This is a genomic window from Saccharopolyspora erythraea (assembly GCF_018141105.1).
Classification (GTDB): domain Bacteria; phylum Actinomycetota; class Actinomycetes; order Mycobacteriales; family Pseudonocardiaceae; genus Saccharopolyspora_D; species Saccharopolyspora_D erythraea_A.
The window spans coordinates 3,532,630-3,545,998 of record NZ_CP054839.1 but is presented as its reverse complement, the minus strand read 5'-3'; the positions used below and the strand labels follow the sequence as shown (position 1 = coordinate 3,545,998).

General features: G+C 70.5%; 14 protein-coding genes. 5 read left to right on the top strand and 9 right to left on the bottom strand.

All coding sequences use genetic code 11. From position 1 onward, the window contains the following. The first annotated feature begins 66 nt into the window (after positions 1 to 66). Positions 67 to 468 (top strand): ArsR/SmtB family transcription factor, encoded by a 402-nt coding sequence (locus HUO13_RS16235; RefSeq protein ID WP_211902157.1) that lies wholly within the window; start codon positions 67 to 69, stop codon positions 466 to 468. After that, the gene (locus tag HUO13_RS16230; protein ID WP_211902156.1) at positions 458 to 2,458 is read left to right on the top strand and encodes a heavy metal translocating P-type ATPase; all 2,001 of its coding nucleotides are present in this window, start codon (positions 458 to 460) and stop codon (positions 2,456 to 2,458) included. Before HUO13_RS16235 ends, HUO13_RS16230 begins: the two co-directional genes overlap by 11 nt. A gap of 90 nt (positions 2,459 to 2,548) precedes the next feature. Here the strand turns inward: HUO13_RS16230 and HUO13_RS16225 are convergent, their stop codons facing one another. Next, complete coding sequence (locus HUO13_RS16225) at positions 2,549 to 2,689, bottom strand: hypothetical protein (protein WP_211902155.1); 141 nt, start codon at positions 2,687 to 2,689, stop codon at positions 2,549 to 2,551. Between the two features lie 71 nt (positions 2,690 to 2,760). On the opposite strand from HUO13_RS16225, the gene HUO13_RS16220 reads away from it, so the two are divergent. Continuing rightward, positions 2,761 to 3,657, top strand: coding sequence for a LysR family transcriptional regulator (locus HUO13_RS16220; protein WP_211902154.1), 897 nt, complete (start codon positions 2,761 to 2,763; stop codon positions 3,655 to 3,657). Between the two features lie 7 nt (positions 3,658 to 3,664). Here the strand turns inward: HUO13_RS16220 and HUO13_RS16215 are convergent, their stop codons facing one another. Genes HUO13_RS16215 through HUO13_RS16200 form a run of 4 tightly spaced genes read right to left on the bottom strand, consistent with a single transcriptional unit; the run spans position 3,665 to position 7,251 of the window. Beyond that, a complete protein-coding gene (locus tag HUO13_RS16215) occupies positions 3,665 to 4,513 on the bottom strand; it encodes a carbohydrate ABC transporter permease (RefSeq protein WP_211902153.1) in 849 nt (282 codons plus the stop codon). After that, entirely contained in the window at positions 4,503 to 5,456 is a 954-nt protein-coding gene (locus HUO13_RS16210; protein WP_211902152.1) for a carbohydrate ABC transporter permease, read from the bottom strand. The genes HUO13_RS16215 and HUO13_RS16210 overlap by 11 nt, the downstream gene beginning before the upstream one ends. Next, the gene (locus HUO13_RS16205) at positions 5,453 to 6,301 is read right to left on the bottom strand and encodes a metallophosphoesterase (RefSeq protein WP_211902151.1); all 849 of its coding nucleotides are present in this window, start codon (positions 6,299 to 6,301) and stop codon (positions 5,453 to 5,455) included. The genes HUO13_RS16210 and HUO13_RS16205 overlap by 4 nt, the downstream gene beginning before the upstream one ends. Continuing rightward, positions 6,298 to 7,251: an ABC transporter substrate-binding protein gene (locus tag HUO13_RS16200; protein ID WP_249124906.1), complete on the bottom strand. Its 954-nt coding sequence runs from the start codon at positions 7,249 to 7,251 to the stop codon at positions 6,298 to 6,300. Before HUO13_RS16200 ends, HUO13_RS16205 begins: the two co-directional genes overlap by 4 nt. 162 nt (positions 7,252 to 7,413) lie before the next feature. Here HUO13_RS16200 and istA point away from each other — a divergent pair, with 162 nt between their 5' ends. Beyond that, positions 7,414 to 9,060, top strand: a complete 1,647-nt coding sequence (gene istA / locus HUO13_RS16195) for an IS21 family transposase (RefSeq protein ID WP_211902930.1) — start codon at positions 7,414 to 7,416, stop codon at positions 9,058 to 9,060. Then, the gene (gene istB, locus HUO13_RS16190; RefSeq protein WP_249124905.1) at positions 9,057 to 9,854 is read left to right on the top strand and encodes an IS21-like element helper ATPase IstB; all 798 of its coding nucleotides are present in this window, start codon (positions 9,057 to 9,059) and stop codon (positions 9,852 to 9,854) included. The genes istA and istB overlap by 4 nt, the downstream gene beginning before the upstream one ends. A 74-nt stretch (positions 9,855 to 9,928) precedes the next feature. On the opposite strand, the gene HUO13_RS16185 is transcribed toward istB, so the two are convergent. From HUO13_RS16185 to HUO13_RS16170, 4 genes are all read right to left on the bottom strand, one after another. Beyond that, a complete protein-coding gene (locus HUO13_RS16185) occupies positions 9,929 to 10,453 on the bottom strand; it encodes a GNAT family N-acetyltransferase (RefSeq protein ID WP_211902150.1) in 525 nt (174 codons plus the stop codon). Positions 10,454 to 10,519: 66 nt separating this feature from the next. Further along, positions 10,520 to 11,065, bottom strand: a complete 546-nt coding sequence (locus tag HUO13_RS16180) for an extracellular solute-binding protein (protein ID WP_249124904.1) — start codon at positions 11,063 to 11,065, stop codon at positions 10,520 to 10,522. 26 nt (positions 11,066 to 11,091) lie between these two features. After that, positions 11,092 to 12,192, bottom strand: a complete 1,101-nt coding sequence (locus HUO13_RS16175) for an ABC transporter ATP-binding protein (RefSeq protein ID WP_211902149.1) — start codon at positions 12,190 to 12,192, stop codon at positions 11,092 to 11,094. A gap of 259 nt (positions 12,193 to 12,451) precedes the next feature. Beyond that, positions 12,452 to 13,369: a hypothetical protein gene (locus tag HUO13_RS16170; RefSeq protein WP_211902148.1), complete on the bottom strand. Its 918-nt coding sequence runs from the start codon at positions 13,367 to 13,369 to the stop codon at positions 12,452 to 12,454.

Below are 13,369 nucleotides of genomic sequence, written 5' to 3'. Positions count from 1 at the left end.
GAAATGGGACATGCACGACGGTATCGCCCATCTTGCCCACAGTTCAATGAGCGTTAGTATGTTGATGTGACCGTGGAACGTGACAGCTGCGACCTGCTCTGCCTCGACCTCCCGCACGCCGAGGAGATCAGGACCGGCCTGCCGGCGCCCGCGACCGTGGAGCCGGCAGCGGCGGCCGCGCGAGCCCTGGGCGACCCGACACGCCTGACCATCGCCGCCGCCCTGCACACCGGCGGCGAGCTGTGCGTGTGCGACGTCTCCTGGGTCGCGGGGCACGCCAAGAACCTGGTGTCGCACCACCTGCGGCAGCTCAAGACCGCGGGGCTCGTGACGTCCCGCAGGGACGGGAAGCTGGTGATGTACCAGCTGACCGCGCAGGGGCGCGCGCTGACGACCGCCGTGCTCGGGCTGTCCGCGGACGCGACTACCGCCGATCCGGCGTTGGAAGGCCGAGCCGATGAGCGGTGAGTGCTGCGGACCCGCCGAAGGCGGTCCGTCCCAGGACCGCAGCCGCGGCGAGCAGAGCGCGGAGCGGCTGTGGCAGGTTCGCGAGTTGCGCCTGGCCGCCGTGGCGGCCGTGCTGCTCGCCGCGGGGTGGCTGGTCGGGCTGGCGGGCGCCGAACTGGTCGGCCTCGGTTTCGAGCTGGCCGCCGCCGTGGCCGGCGCCGCGACGTTCGTTCCCGGCGCGCTGCGCAACCTGCTGCGTCGCCGGGTCGGCGTCGGCACATTGATGACCATCGCGGCCGTCGGCGCGGTGGCGCTCGGCCAGTTCGCCGAGGCGGCCCTGCTCGGAGTGCTGTTCTCCATCGCCGAAGGGCTGGAGCACTACGCGATCGCCCGCACCCGCCGCGGACTTCGGGCACTGCTGGCCCTGGTCCCACCCACCGCCACGGTCCTGCGGGACGGAGGCGAACAGCAGGTCGCCCCCGACGATCTCGCGGTGGGCGACCGGATGGTGCTGCGTCCCGGTGAACGCGCCGCCACCGACGGTGTGCTCCACTCGGGCCGCACCAGCCTCGACCTCTCGGCGATCACCGGCGAATCCGTGCCGGTCGAGGCCGGCCCCGGGGACACCGTGCACGCCGGTGCGATCAACGGCGGGGGCGCCATCGAGGTCGACGTGACCGCACCGGCCTCGGATTCCTCGCTGGCGCGGATCGTGCACATCGTCGAGGAGGCCCAGGACCGCAAGGGCCGCGGGCAGCGGCTCGCCGACCGCATCGCGCGCCCTCTGGTGCCCGGCATCATGGTGCTCGCGCTGCTGATCGCCGCACTCGGACTGGTCCTGGGCGAGCCGCTGGTCTGGATCGAACGCGCGCTCGTCGTGCTCGTGGCCGCGTCCCCCTGCGCGCTGGCGATCGCCGTCCCGCTGACGGTCGTCGCGGCCGTCGGCGCCGCCAGCCGCACCGGCGCGCTGGTCAAGGGCGGAGCGGCGCTGGAAGAACTCGGACGCGTCAGCACCGTGGCGGTGGACAAGACCGGCACCCTCACCCGCAACGAGCCGCAGGTCGTGGCCACCATCGCGGCCGACGGCACCACCGAGGCCGAGGTGCTGCACATCGCCGCCGCGCTGGAAGCGCGCAGCGAACACCCGCTGGCCCGGGCGATCCTGTCCGCCGCCGGCTCCCCCAGCCCCGCCGACGAGGTCACCGCCGTGCCCGGCCACGGACTGCGCGGGCACCTCGACGGGGTTGCGCTTCGGCTCGGCAAACCCGGCTGGATCAGCCCCGGACCGCTCACCGACGACGTCACCCACTGGCAACAGCTAGGCGCGACGGTCGTGCTCGTCGAAAGCGACGACACAGTGCTCGGAGCGGTCGCGGTCCGCGACGAACTCCGCGACGAAGCACCCGAAACCATCCGGCGGCTGCGCGCACTGGGAATCGACACCGCGATGCTCACCGGCGACAACACCCGCACCGCCACCGCACTGGCGCAGCAGGCCGGGATCGACACCGTCCACGCCGAACTGCTCCCCGAGGACAAGGCCGGACTGCTCGAGAAGCTGAGCAACGGCCGCAGGATCGCCATGGTCGGCGACGGCATCAACGACGCACCCGCCCTGGCCACCGCCGACGTCGGCATCGCGATGGGCGCGATGGGCACCGACGTCGCGATCGAGACGGCCGATGTCGCGCTGATGGGCGAAGACCTGCGCCACCTCCCGCAGGTCCTCTCCCACGCCCGTCACGCGCGCGCCGTGATGCTGCAGAACGTCGGGCTGTCGATGGCGATCATCGCCGTGCTGATCCCCCTGGCCGCCGCCGGCGTGCTGGGCCTGGCCACCGTCGTGTTCGTGCACGAACTCGCCGAAGTCCTCGTCATCGCCAACGCCATCCGCGCCGCCCGCACCCGGCCGCTGCCCGACACCACGCCAGTGTCGCCGAACCACGACCGCCGACCGTCCATTGTGGGCAAGCCTGGTCCGGAAAGCGGCGGGTGCTGCGACGCCTGCTGAGCACCGGCGTGCTCGTTGCGCGGGCGGTCCTGCGGGGCAAGGCATCCCGCCGGAATCCGAGACTTCTGCGCGGATGCTCGGCAAGTGTGCTCACCGTGCGGCGATGCCCGCACCGGTGCGCACCGCGTCGGCGACCCGGTCGGCCTCGTCGAGGGCGCCGTGGGTGCCGGCGGTGGGCGGCCGCACGGCATGGCCCTCGCTGGTCAGGGCCGTCTGGAGTGCGAACAGCACGACCGTCGTCCGCCGTTCACCTGTTGCTCCCCTGACCCCGCTAGCGTTTGCCGCGCCGAGGGAGGTCAATCGTGGAGCTGCGGCATCTGGTCTCGTTCCTCGCGATCGCGGAGGAACTGCACTTCGGCCGGGCCGCGTCCCGGCTGCACCTGGCGCAGCCGTCGCTGAGCCAGCACCTGCAGCGGCTGGAGCGCTCGGTGGGGGTGACGCTGGTCGCCCGCAGCTCCCACGAGGTCCGCCTCACCCCGGCCGGGGAGACCTTCCTCGACCTCGCCCGCGACATCGTGGCCAGGGCGGACCGCGCGGCCCAGGCCGCCCGCGCGGCTGCCGCCGGGCGGTCCGGCACCGTCCGCGTCGGCTACAACTTCCCCGCCGGACAACGGATCCTGCCTGCGACCCTGGCCGCGCTGAACCGCCGCCACCCAGCCGTCGACGTGAGCATGGTCGAGCTGCGGACCGGCCCGCAGCTCGCGGCACTCGCCGACGGCCGGCTCGACGTCGCGATGGTCTACGGCAGGGGCGCCGCCACCGACCTCTCCAGCAGGCTGCTGCTGCGCGTGCCGCTGGTCGCGGTGGTCGGCCAGGGACACCGGTGGGCCGGTCTGGACCGGCTGCCGTTCGGCGAGCTCGCGGGCGAGCCCTGCGTGCTGTTCAGCCGGGCGCAGTCCTCGGCGATGTACGACACGATCTTCTCCGCCGCGCAGACCAGCGGGATCCGGCTCAACGTCGCCGAAGAGGTCGACGACCCGGGTGCGACGGCGATCCTCGCCGCGGTCAAGCCCGTGGTCGGCTTCGCGTCGGCCCTGCGCGGCCGTCTGACCGACAGCCGCTTCCCCGGCCCTCGCACCGCCGCCGTCCCGCTGGTCGACCCGGTGCCCATCCTCGACCTCCACGCGGTCTGGGCCACCGAGCACGGCCCGCTCGTGGACGCGTTCCTGGAATGCCTTCCCGACCACGTCGAGGAGTGAGGGCCCCTCACTTCAGACCCGACCGGACGAACGCGTTCACGATGTGCCGTTGCAGCACCAGGTAGAGCACGAACACCGGCAGGCACGTCAGTCCCGCGGTCGCCATCAGCGGACCCCACTCGTTCCCCTCCGTGCCGAGGAAACTGCGCAGTCCCAGCTGCACCACCGCGTTGCTGCGTTGCAGCACCATGGCCGGCCAGAAGTACTCGTTCCACGCCGTGATCGCCAGCAGGATGCCCAACGCCGCCAGCACCGGGCGAAGCGCGGGCACCACGACCGTCCACAACGTGCTCCACGACGACCGGCCGTCCATCCTGGCCGCGTCGAGCAGCTCCTTGGGGAAGCCCTTGAGGTGCTCGCGCAGCAAGAGCACGCCCATCGCCGAGCACAGCGTCGGGATGATCACGCCGGCCAGCGTCTCCAGCAGGCCGAGCCGGGACAGCAGCACGTAGTTGGGCAGCATCGTCACCTGGAACGGCACCAGCCAGGTGCCCACGAACATCAGGTGCAGCAACCGCGAGAACCGGAACGACCACGCGGCGAAGGCGTAGGCGGCCAGCAGTGCGACCAGCAACTGCCCCGCCGCGCTGAGCACCGCCACGATGCCCGTGTTGAGCAGCATCCCCGCGAGGTCGATCTTGCCCAGCGCGTCGGTGTAGTTGCCGGTGGACAGCGGCCACGGCAGCACCGACAGCTCGAAGACGTCTCCTGGCGCCCGCAACGACGTGGCGTAAAGCCAGTAGATCGGGAAGGCGCAGAAGAGCCCGAGCACTCCCAGGACGACGTGTCCCGCGATCCGCCGGGCGGGACCGCGCGCACCGACCGGCTCGTCATGCCCACCGCGCTCAGTCGTCATGATGGCTCAACCGATCCGCCAGGCCCGCCAGCAACGCGGCGAGCAGGATGAAACCCAGGAAGAAGATGACCCCGGCGGCAGCGGCCAATCCGGCGTCGTGGCTGCGGAACCCGTACTCCCACAGCAGGTAGTAGACGTTGGTGGTGGAGCCGACCGGGCCGCCCTGGGTGAGGGTGTCGATCAGCGGGAAGGTCCACTGCGCCGACAGCAAGACCGTCATCAGGATCAGGAACGCCAGCGTCGGCGAGAGCAACGGCAGCGTGACCCACCGCCTGATCTGCCCTCGCGACGCCCCGTCGACCTGGGCCGCCGCGGCGTAGTCGGGGTTGATGCCGGCCAGTCCCGCCGAGACGACGAGCGTGGCGAAGCCGACCAGGTGCCACCCGGTGATCACGATGATCACCAGCTGGGCCGTCCCAGTGGTGTTGATCCAGTTGAGCTCGGTGCCGAGCAGCCGGTTGACCACCCCGGACGCCGGGTCGAGCAGCCACTGCCAGACCGCGGCCCCGGCGACCGGTGCGACGAGCATCGGCGCGAACACCAGGGCCCGGTAGACGGCCGCCGCCCGGCCGCGCACCCGGCGGGTCAGCAGGCCGACGACCACCGGGATCAGCACGGTGAACGGGAGCATCCCGGCGATCACCACGAACGTGCGCAGCACCGACTCGCCCAGCTCCGGCGTGGTCAGCAGGCGGACGTAGTTGCCGAACCCGGCCTCCCGCATGGGCGAGGTCGGCACCAGGTTCCAGGAATGCAACGACAGGTAGAAGGTCTGCGTCAGCGGCCGGTAGGTCCACACCACGAGCAGCACGACGGCGGGAACGAGGTAGAGGTAGGGCGGCGCGATCCGCCGCACCCTGCTCCACACCGACCGGCGCGCGGCGGGCGCGGCGACCGCGCCCGCCCGGCTCGGGAGCGGGACCTCCACGAAGGACCCGGTCACCGTGCTCCCACCACCTCGTGCACCAGCCGCATCCGCTCGACCGCGTCCACGTCGTACACCTGCTCGGCGGTGGACAACGGGACCGCGGTCGCCACGACGTGGTCGCCGAAGACGTCGATCCGGCTGAATCCGGCGTCCGCGCGAGCGCGCAGCCGGCCCCGGGGCGGGACCGCGGCCACGCCGTAGGCCAGGGCCGGGCCGACCCACACCGGGATCCCGGCCAGCACGCCGCACCCCGTGTGATGGGCATGCCCGCTCACGATCAGCCGCACGTCGGTTCCCCCGACCACCTCCGCCAGCCGCTCCGCTCCGCGCAGCCGGAGCAGGTGCACGGTCGGCACCGGCGAAGGCAGTGGCGGGTGGTGGCTGACCAGGACGGTGCCGCGCGGCGCGGCGGTGGCCAGCACGTCGCCCAGCCACTCCAGTTGCGCCTCCGACAGGTGACCTTCGTGCCTGCCGGGCTCGCTGCTGTCCAGCGTCACCACCCGCAGGCCGTCCACGGTGACCACCGAGTCGCAGGTGCGGGTCTCCGGCTGCGCGTCGAACAGCTCGGCTCGGAACGCCCCGCGGTCGTCGTGGTTGCCCATCGCGTAGACGACTTCGGCGCCGAGGCGGCGCGCGGCCGGCTCGACGATGCCGCGGAGCTGCCGGTAGGCGGCCGGGTCACCGTTGTCGGCCAGATCGCCGGTGAGCAGCAGCGCCGCCACATCGGTTCCGGAGCTCTCGACCATCGCCACCGCCGCGGTCAGGTTCGCCGCGGTGTCGACGACGCCGTGCATCAGGCCGTCCGACGGCCGCAGGTGGGTGTCGCTGAGCTGGACCAGCGTGAGATCGGGACGGATCACCGGCCACCGCCCGGCAGCAGCGCGGACACCTCGCCCTGCTTGGCGCGCAGCGTCGCCGCCGGATCCGCGCCCTGGAACACCGAGCTCTCGACCGCCTCCATCATGCCGTCGCGGATCTGCAGGTAGCTGGGGCCGGGCATGGACACCCACGGCTCCAGGTGGGCCAGCTGCTCGAGGTTCGGCTTCAGGTAGGGGTTCTTCTCGGCCCAGCTCCGCAGCCCGTTCGGGTCCTCGACCAACCCCGTGCGCAACGGCAGGTAGCCGATCTTGCTCGCGATCCTGGTGTAGGCCTGCTCGCTGCTCAGGAACTTCATCAGCTCCCAGCCGGCGCGCTGCTTCTCCGGGGACCGTGAGAACACGAACAGCGCCGCACCCGAGTTGGTCGACACCGTCGGTTTGCCGTCGAACCCGGGCATCGGGGCCGCGCCCAGCCGCCACTTGCCGTTGGCTCCCTTGAGGAAGTTCCCCTGCATCGCACTGGACTCGAGGATCATGCCGAGCTCGCCGCGGGCGAACGCGTCCACCGCCTGCATCTGGGTGCGGTTGGGCATGGCGCCGGTGCGGACCATGCCCTGCATGCTCTGCACGACCTCGACCGCGGGAGCCTCGGCGAAGGTCAGGGACCGGCGGTCCTCGGAGATCACCCGGCCGCCGTTGGAGCGCACCAGCGCCTGGAAGCACCAGTCCTTGGCGGCCTTGGTCAGGCAGTCGACGTAGGCGCCGTCCTTGCCGGTGCTGTCCTTGATCGCCTGCGCCGCCCGTGCCACCTCGGCCCAGGTCGACGGCGGCTTGGCCGGGTCGAGCCCGGCGGCGGCGAACAGGCCCTCGTTGAGGTAGAGCGTCGGCGTGGAGAAGACGAACGGCAGACCGTAGGTCTTGCCGTTCCAGTCGCCCAGAGCCCGCGCGGTGGGGGCGAACGCGTGGGGCGCGCCGTCGAAGTTGCGTTGCACCTCGTCTGGCTTTGTTCGCGAGCCGTGACGTCGGTTGTGCACGAGTTTGGGAGTCACCCGGTTTCACGGTCGGGTGGTGTTCACGAGATTTGATGTCAGTGGTGGGCTTGCCAGGACAAGATCGGGTCTTACCCCGGGTGGAAGGTCCTGGTCATGCCGAAGATGTCCAAGGTCGAGCTGTACGCGGCGATCCGGCGTGACCATCGTGCCGGGATGTCGATGCGGGCGCTGCAACGTGCCTACGGGGTGACGTGGCGGACGGTGCGCAAGGCGGTGGATGCAGCGTGGCCGGAGCCGCGGAAGTCGCTGCCGCCCCGGCCGTCGGCTCTGGATCCGTACAAGCCGGTGATCGATGCGATCTTGCGGGAGGATCTGGATGCGCCGCGCAAGCAGCGGCATACGGTGACCCGGATCTTCCACCGGCTGGTCGAGGAGCACGGTGCCGAGGTCTCCTATCCGATGGTTCGGCGCTATGTTGCCGACCGGAAGCCGCAGATCCTGGTTGAGTCGGGCAAGGCGCCGGTGGAGGCGTTCGTGCCGCAGACCCACCAGCCCGGTATGGAGGCCGAGGTCGACTTCGGAGACGTGTCGGTCTGGCTCGCCGGCGAGCTGGTGGTCTGCTACCTGTTCTCTTTTCGCCTGTCGTATTCGGGCAAGGCCGTCCACCGGGTGTTCGCCTCGTGCGGGCAGGAGGCGTTCTTCGAGGGCCACGTGCATGCGTTGCGGACGCTTGGCGGGGTTCCGCGGGGCCGGGTCCGCTACGACAATCTCAAGGCCGCCGTCGCCCAGGTGCTGGGGCTGAGCAGGGCGAGGGTGGAGACCGACCGGTGGATCGCGTTCCGGTCGCACTTCGGGATCGAGAGCTTCTACTGCCGGCCCGGTGTCCACGGCGCCCACGAGAAGGGCGGGGTGGAAGGCCAGATCGGCTACTTCCGTCGCAACCACTTCACACCGGTGCCGGAGGTCGCCTCGCTTGCCGAGCTCAACGAGATGGTCGAGCAGTGGGACCGGCACGACGGGCGGCGCCGGATCGGCGCGCGGCCGCGGACCATCGACGAGTACTTCGCCATCGAGCGGCCGCTGTTGTTGCCATTGCCGGAGGAGCCGTTCGAAACCGGCCGGGTGTTCACTCCTCGGGTCGACCGCTACAGCCAGATCACGGTCCGCACCAACCGCTACTCGGTGCCCGTGCGACTGATCGGGAAACGGGTCCGCGTGGTGCTGCACGCCTCTCACCTCGTGGTTTACGACCAGAACGTGGAAGTGGCCCGGCATGAGCGTCTGATCGCCAAGGGCGGCTGCCGCCTGGAGCTGGACCACTACCTGGAGGCCCTGATCCGCAAACCGGGTGCGTTCCCGGGGGCCACCGCACTGGAACAAGCTCGTTCGGCGGGCAAGTTCACCCCGGTCCACGACGACTGGTGGGCCCGGGCCCGCAAGGTCCACGGCGAGCGAGACGGCACCCGGGCACTGATCGAGGTGCTGCTGCTGGGCCGGCACATCGCCCACGAGCACTTGGTCGCCGGTCTGGCTGCGGCGTTGCGGGCCGGAGCGCTGACCGCGGACGCGGTCGCGCTGGAAGCCCGCAAGGCCGCTCAGACCGAGGACGAGCCACTGCCGGCACCCCCTCGGCCGACGGGCGATCGCGGCGGTCAGGCGGGAGCGACTGTGACGTTCCTGCACGACTGGAAACTGGCTCACCTGCCTCCCGACACCAGACCGCTGCCGTCAGTGACCCCTTATGACCAGTTACTCCGACGCCGTCGCGCCAGCGATGGTGACCACCGAGAAGGAGTAGAAGCACAGTGACCCTGCCCCGCCAGCGAGGCTTGACCGAGCAGGCCGCCGACGCCGCCATCGACACCGCCTGCCGCATGCTGCGGCTGCCGTCGATCCGCAACGAGTTCACCGAGATCGCCGACCGGGCGGTGAAAGACCAGCTGACCTACCGCGGCTTTCTGGCCGAGCTACTCATGGCCGAATGCGACGACCGAGCCCGCCGCCGATCAGAACGGCGGATCAAGGCCGCGAACTTCCCCCGTGAGAAGTCTCTGCGGACCTTCGACTTCGATGCCAACCCGAACATCGACCCGGCTACCGTCCACACCCTCGCCAGCTGCGACTGGATCAAGAAGAGCCAGCCGCTCTGCCTGATCGGCGACTCGGGCACCGGCAAGTCACACATGCTGATCGCCCTGGGCACCGAGGCCGCCATGAAAGGCTTCCGCGTCCGCTACACACTGGCCACCAAGCTAGTCAACGAGCTGGTCGAGGCCGCCGACGAGAAGCAGCTGAACAAGACCATCGCCCGCTACGGCCGCGTCGACCTGCTCTGCATCGACGAACTCGGCTACATGGAACTCGACCGGCACGGCGCCGAGCTGCTGTTTCAGGTCCTGACCGAACGCGAGGAGAAAAACAGCGTCGCGATCGCCTCCAACGAGTCCTTCGGCGGCTGGACCAAGACCTTCACCGATCCCCGCCTCTGCGCGGCCATCGTCGACCGGCTGACCTTCAACGGCACCATTATCGAGACTGGCACCGACTCCTACCGCCTGGCCAGGACCCGCGCCCGAGCCGAGGAACCGGCCAAAGCCGGCTGACGGCCACAGACTCACCTCGACGGCCCGTCGCCCGTCCCCGGCAGCGGGCCGTCGCTGCAGTGGCGGCGGGCGTTTCACCCTGCGGAGTTACCTACCGGTCGTCCGACGAAGACGACGTCGTGGATCACTCCGCCACCCAGATCGGCAACCCCCGGCAGTCGTCCCCACTCACGGAAGCCATGCGACTGGAAGAGTCGGAGGCTAGCGGTGTTGCTGGCGAAGATGGACGCGGCCAGGGTTCGCGCGCCCAGTTTCGGGGCGTGCGCGACCGCTTCGTCCAGCAGATAGGTGCCTTGCCCACGGCCACGGTGCTCGGGGTGCAGATACACGGCGATGTCTGAGGTCACGTCGTATCCGGGGCGGCCGTTGAGGAAGGGATCGAAGGTCAGGTACCCGGTTACGGTCTGCGGGGCGTGCGAGTCATAGCCGACCCAGATGGGGTGGCGGTCCGGATGCGAAGCATCGAACCACGCTTGCCGGGAAGCGACGCTGACCGGTTCCACATCGCAAGTGCTCGCCTTCTCCAGGATCGCGTGGTTATAGATGTCGACGATCGCGGCCAGGTCCTTACGAGTCGCCAGACGGTGGCAGTAGCGCAACGGAACTCCTGTTCTGCGACGAACGCGGTCAAAGGGCCATCACTCTCATGATCGCCTACGTTGGCCTCAAGGCAGCTTCGGCGTCCAGCGCCACGCAGTGACGTCATTTTCCACGCACATCCCCGACCTCCGGACCTCCTCATACGCCTCCCGAACCGATGCACAAACGCTGTCGCCGAACATGAACGAGGCCACCTCGTCCTTGCCGACCAGGTCGTCGAGCGGCGCGGCGCCGAGCTGGTTGACCACGAAGTCCAGGTCGCTGAAGCCGAGCTGCACCACGTCCGGCGGACTGCCCGCGGTGAGCTGGCTCTGCAGGCTGGGAATCGTGTCGGTGGCCGGGTTCGCGCTGTTGCCCTGCGGCTTCTGCGCGGTGACCGTGATGCCGGGGTGGGTCCTCTCGAACTCGTCGATGAGCTCGTTGAAGGTGTCGGTCCACGCACCTGCCTGACCGAAGTTGTAGCTCTCGAAGACGATCGAGATCTGCTGGCCCGGGGCCAGCTCCGGGGCTCTGGTGACCGGCGCCGGGGTGTCGGTCGTGCCGAACCCGCAGCTCGCGGCGGTCAGCGCGACGGCCATCGCCGCGGAGACCGCGGCCAGGGACCTTCTCATGGGACTCTCCTCGATGTGATGGGGAATCAGACGCCGGCGGCGACGGGGGCGGACTGCCAGGTCAGCCTGCGGCCGCTGCCGGGGTCGAACAGGTGCAGGTGCCGGGCGTCGGCGGTCAGGGCGACCCGGTCGCCGGGGCGCAGATCGAGCGGGCGGGGACCGCGGACGCAGATCGCGGAGGCGCCCACCTCGCAGTGGGCGACCTCTTCGTGACCGAGGTTCTCCACCGCCGTCACCAGCGCGCGGATACCTGCCTCCGCGTCCGCGGCAGGACGCAGGTGCTCGGGCCGCACTCCGAGCACCACCTCGCGTTCGGGGAGCTCGCCCTCGATGCCGAGGTCCAGTGAGACCTCGGCGGCACGCGCGGTGAGCCCGCCGCCCTCGGCGCGCACGGTGGCATCGAGCAGGTTCATCGCCGGGGAACCCAGGAACCGGGCGGCGAACGTGGTCGCCGGTTGGTCGTAGACCTCGGCGGGCGTACCGACCTGCTCGAGCTTGCCCGCGTTGAGCAGGGCGATCCGGGTCGCCATCGTCATGGCCTCGACCTGGTCGTGGGTGACGTAGACCATCGTCGCCCCCAGCCGCCGGTGCAGAGCCGAGATCTCCGCACGGGTACCGGCCCGCAGCTTCGCATCCAGGTTGGACAGCGGTTCGTCCATCAGGAACGCGCCGGGATCGCGCACCAGCGCCCGCCCCAACGCGACCCGCTGCCGCTGACCACCCGACAGCTCGCGCGGTTTGCGGTCGAGCAGCTCCACCAGGTCGAGCTGGGCTGCCACCTCGGCGACCTTCGCCCGGATGCGGGCGCGCGGCCAACGCCGCGCCCGCAGCGGGAAACCGAGGTTGCGAGCGACGGACAGGTGCGGGTAGAGCGCGTAGCTCTGGAACACCATGGCGAGGTCGCGACCCTGCGGCGGAACATCGGTGATGTCGGCACCCGCCAGCCGCACCCGGCCTCCGGTCGGCGGCAGCAGCCCGGCGACCATCCGCAGCAGCGTGGACTTCCCGCAACCGCTGGGCCCCAGCAGCACCAGGAACTCGCCGTCGGCGATGTCCAGCCACACGTCGTCCACCGCTGCGACCGAACCGAATCGACGGCTCACACCCTGTAGCTCGATACCGCTCACCGCGCACCTTCCACCCTCCCCGGCGGACTTCCGCCGAACAGAGCCGAGTGCAACAGCGGTCCTTGTACTCCAGGTGAACGGCCGAGGTCGCCCGCAGCACCGGAGCAATGCGGAACAGCGGTGAGCACCGCAAACACGTCACCGCTGGTTGTCGGCGCGATCGGAAAGCGCAATCAGCCGAGAAGCTTTGCCTCTTCGCGCGGCCTCAACGTCCCGGACCCACCACGTGTCAGTGCTCCATCGCCGTACCCGCGGCCGACTACCGCGTCGCATCCAGCAGCGGCGGCGTCACCTCGCCGAGCCGGTACGCGACCCATCGGCGCGCGACGTCCACCAGCGGGACGCGGTGAAGGCCGGGGTCGGTGCGGGCCATGTGCTGCCACACCCCGAGCACAGCGACGGCGAAGTCGGTGCGGACCTCCTCGTTCACCGCCGACCACGCGGGCACGGCTTCGGCAACCCAGCGTTCGGCGGCCTCGGGGGCGTGGCCGGAATCGATGAGCCGCAACACCAACAGTGCGGCATCCACCCACGGCGCCGCACGACGCGACCACGCCCAGTCGATCACCCGAGCCCGATCGGATACCAGCACGTTCAGCGGGTGGAGGTCGGTGTGGACCAGGGAGTCGCCGTCGACGGCCTCGAACGCGCGAAGTTCCCGGTCGACGAACTCGGCAAGCCGGTTCCGCAGCCACCCTGCGGGCTCGGTCTCCCGGTCGTGCGCCAGCCGCCGCCACGCGGCCAGCCGCGCCCATTGCTCAGCCAGTCGCGGAGCCTCGACAGGTGCAGGCGTCAACGCCGAACCGAGCATGCGCAGCGTGTCAGCCAGCAGCGGCAGGTCCGGGGAGCCGGGGGTGAGATCGGCATGCCGCCCCGGCGCGTGCTCGAACCCGAGCAGCAACCACCCGTCGACCTCGACCTGCCACAGCACACCCGGCGCCACCCCGAACGGCAGGTACGGGTTCACCTGTGCCTCGTGCCGGTGCATCCTCGCGCGCGGGCTGTCGAGGCGGACGCCTTTGCAGAACAGGACGTGTCCGCCACCGGTGTGCAGGGTGGCGGACACGTCCGAATTCCGTCCGGCGGCCGGGAGCACCACCCGCGTCACGTTGCCGCACTGGTCCTCGATCGCGGCACGCACGCCTGCGGGCAGTTCGTCCCAGTCACGTCGGATCAT

Bases quoted from the DNA above. Each gene is read 5' to 3' on its own strand.
- HUO13_RS16230 (WP_211902156.1), top strand. From the start codon at position 458: ATGAGCGGTGAGTGCTGCGGACCCGCCGAAGGCGGTCCGTCCCAGGAC.
- HUO13_RS16180 (WP_249124904.1), bottom strand. From the start codon at position 11,065: ATGAGAAGGTCCCTGGCCGCGGTCTCCGCGGCGATGGCCGTCGCGCTG.
- HUO13_RS16170 (WP_211902148.1), bottom strand. From the start codon at position 13,369: ATGATCCGACGTGACTGGGACGAACTGCCCGCAGGCGTGCGTGCCGCG.
- istA (WP_211902930.1), top strand. From the start codon at position 7,414: ATGTCCAAGGTCGAGCTGTACGCGGCGATCCGGCGTGACCATCGTGCC.
- HUO13_RS16215 (WP_211902153.1), bottom strand. From the start codon at position 4,513: ATGACGACTGAGCGCGGTGGGCATGACGAGCCGGTCGGTGCGCGCGGT.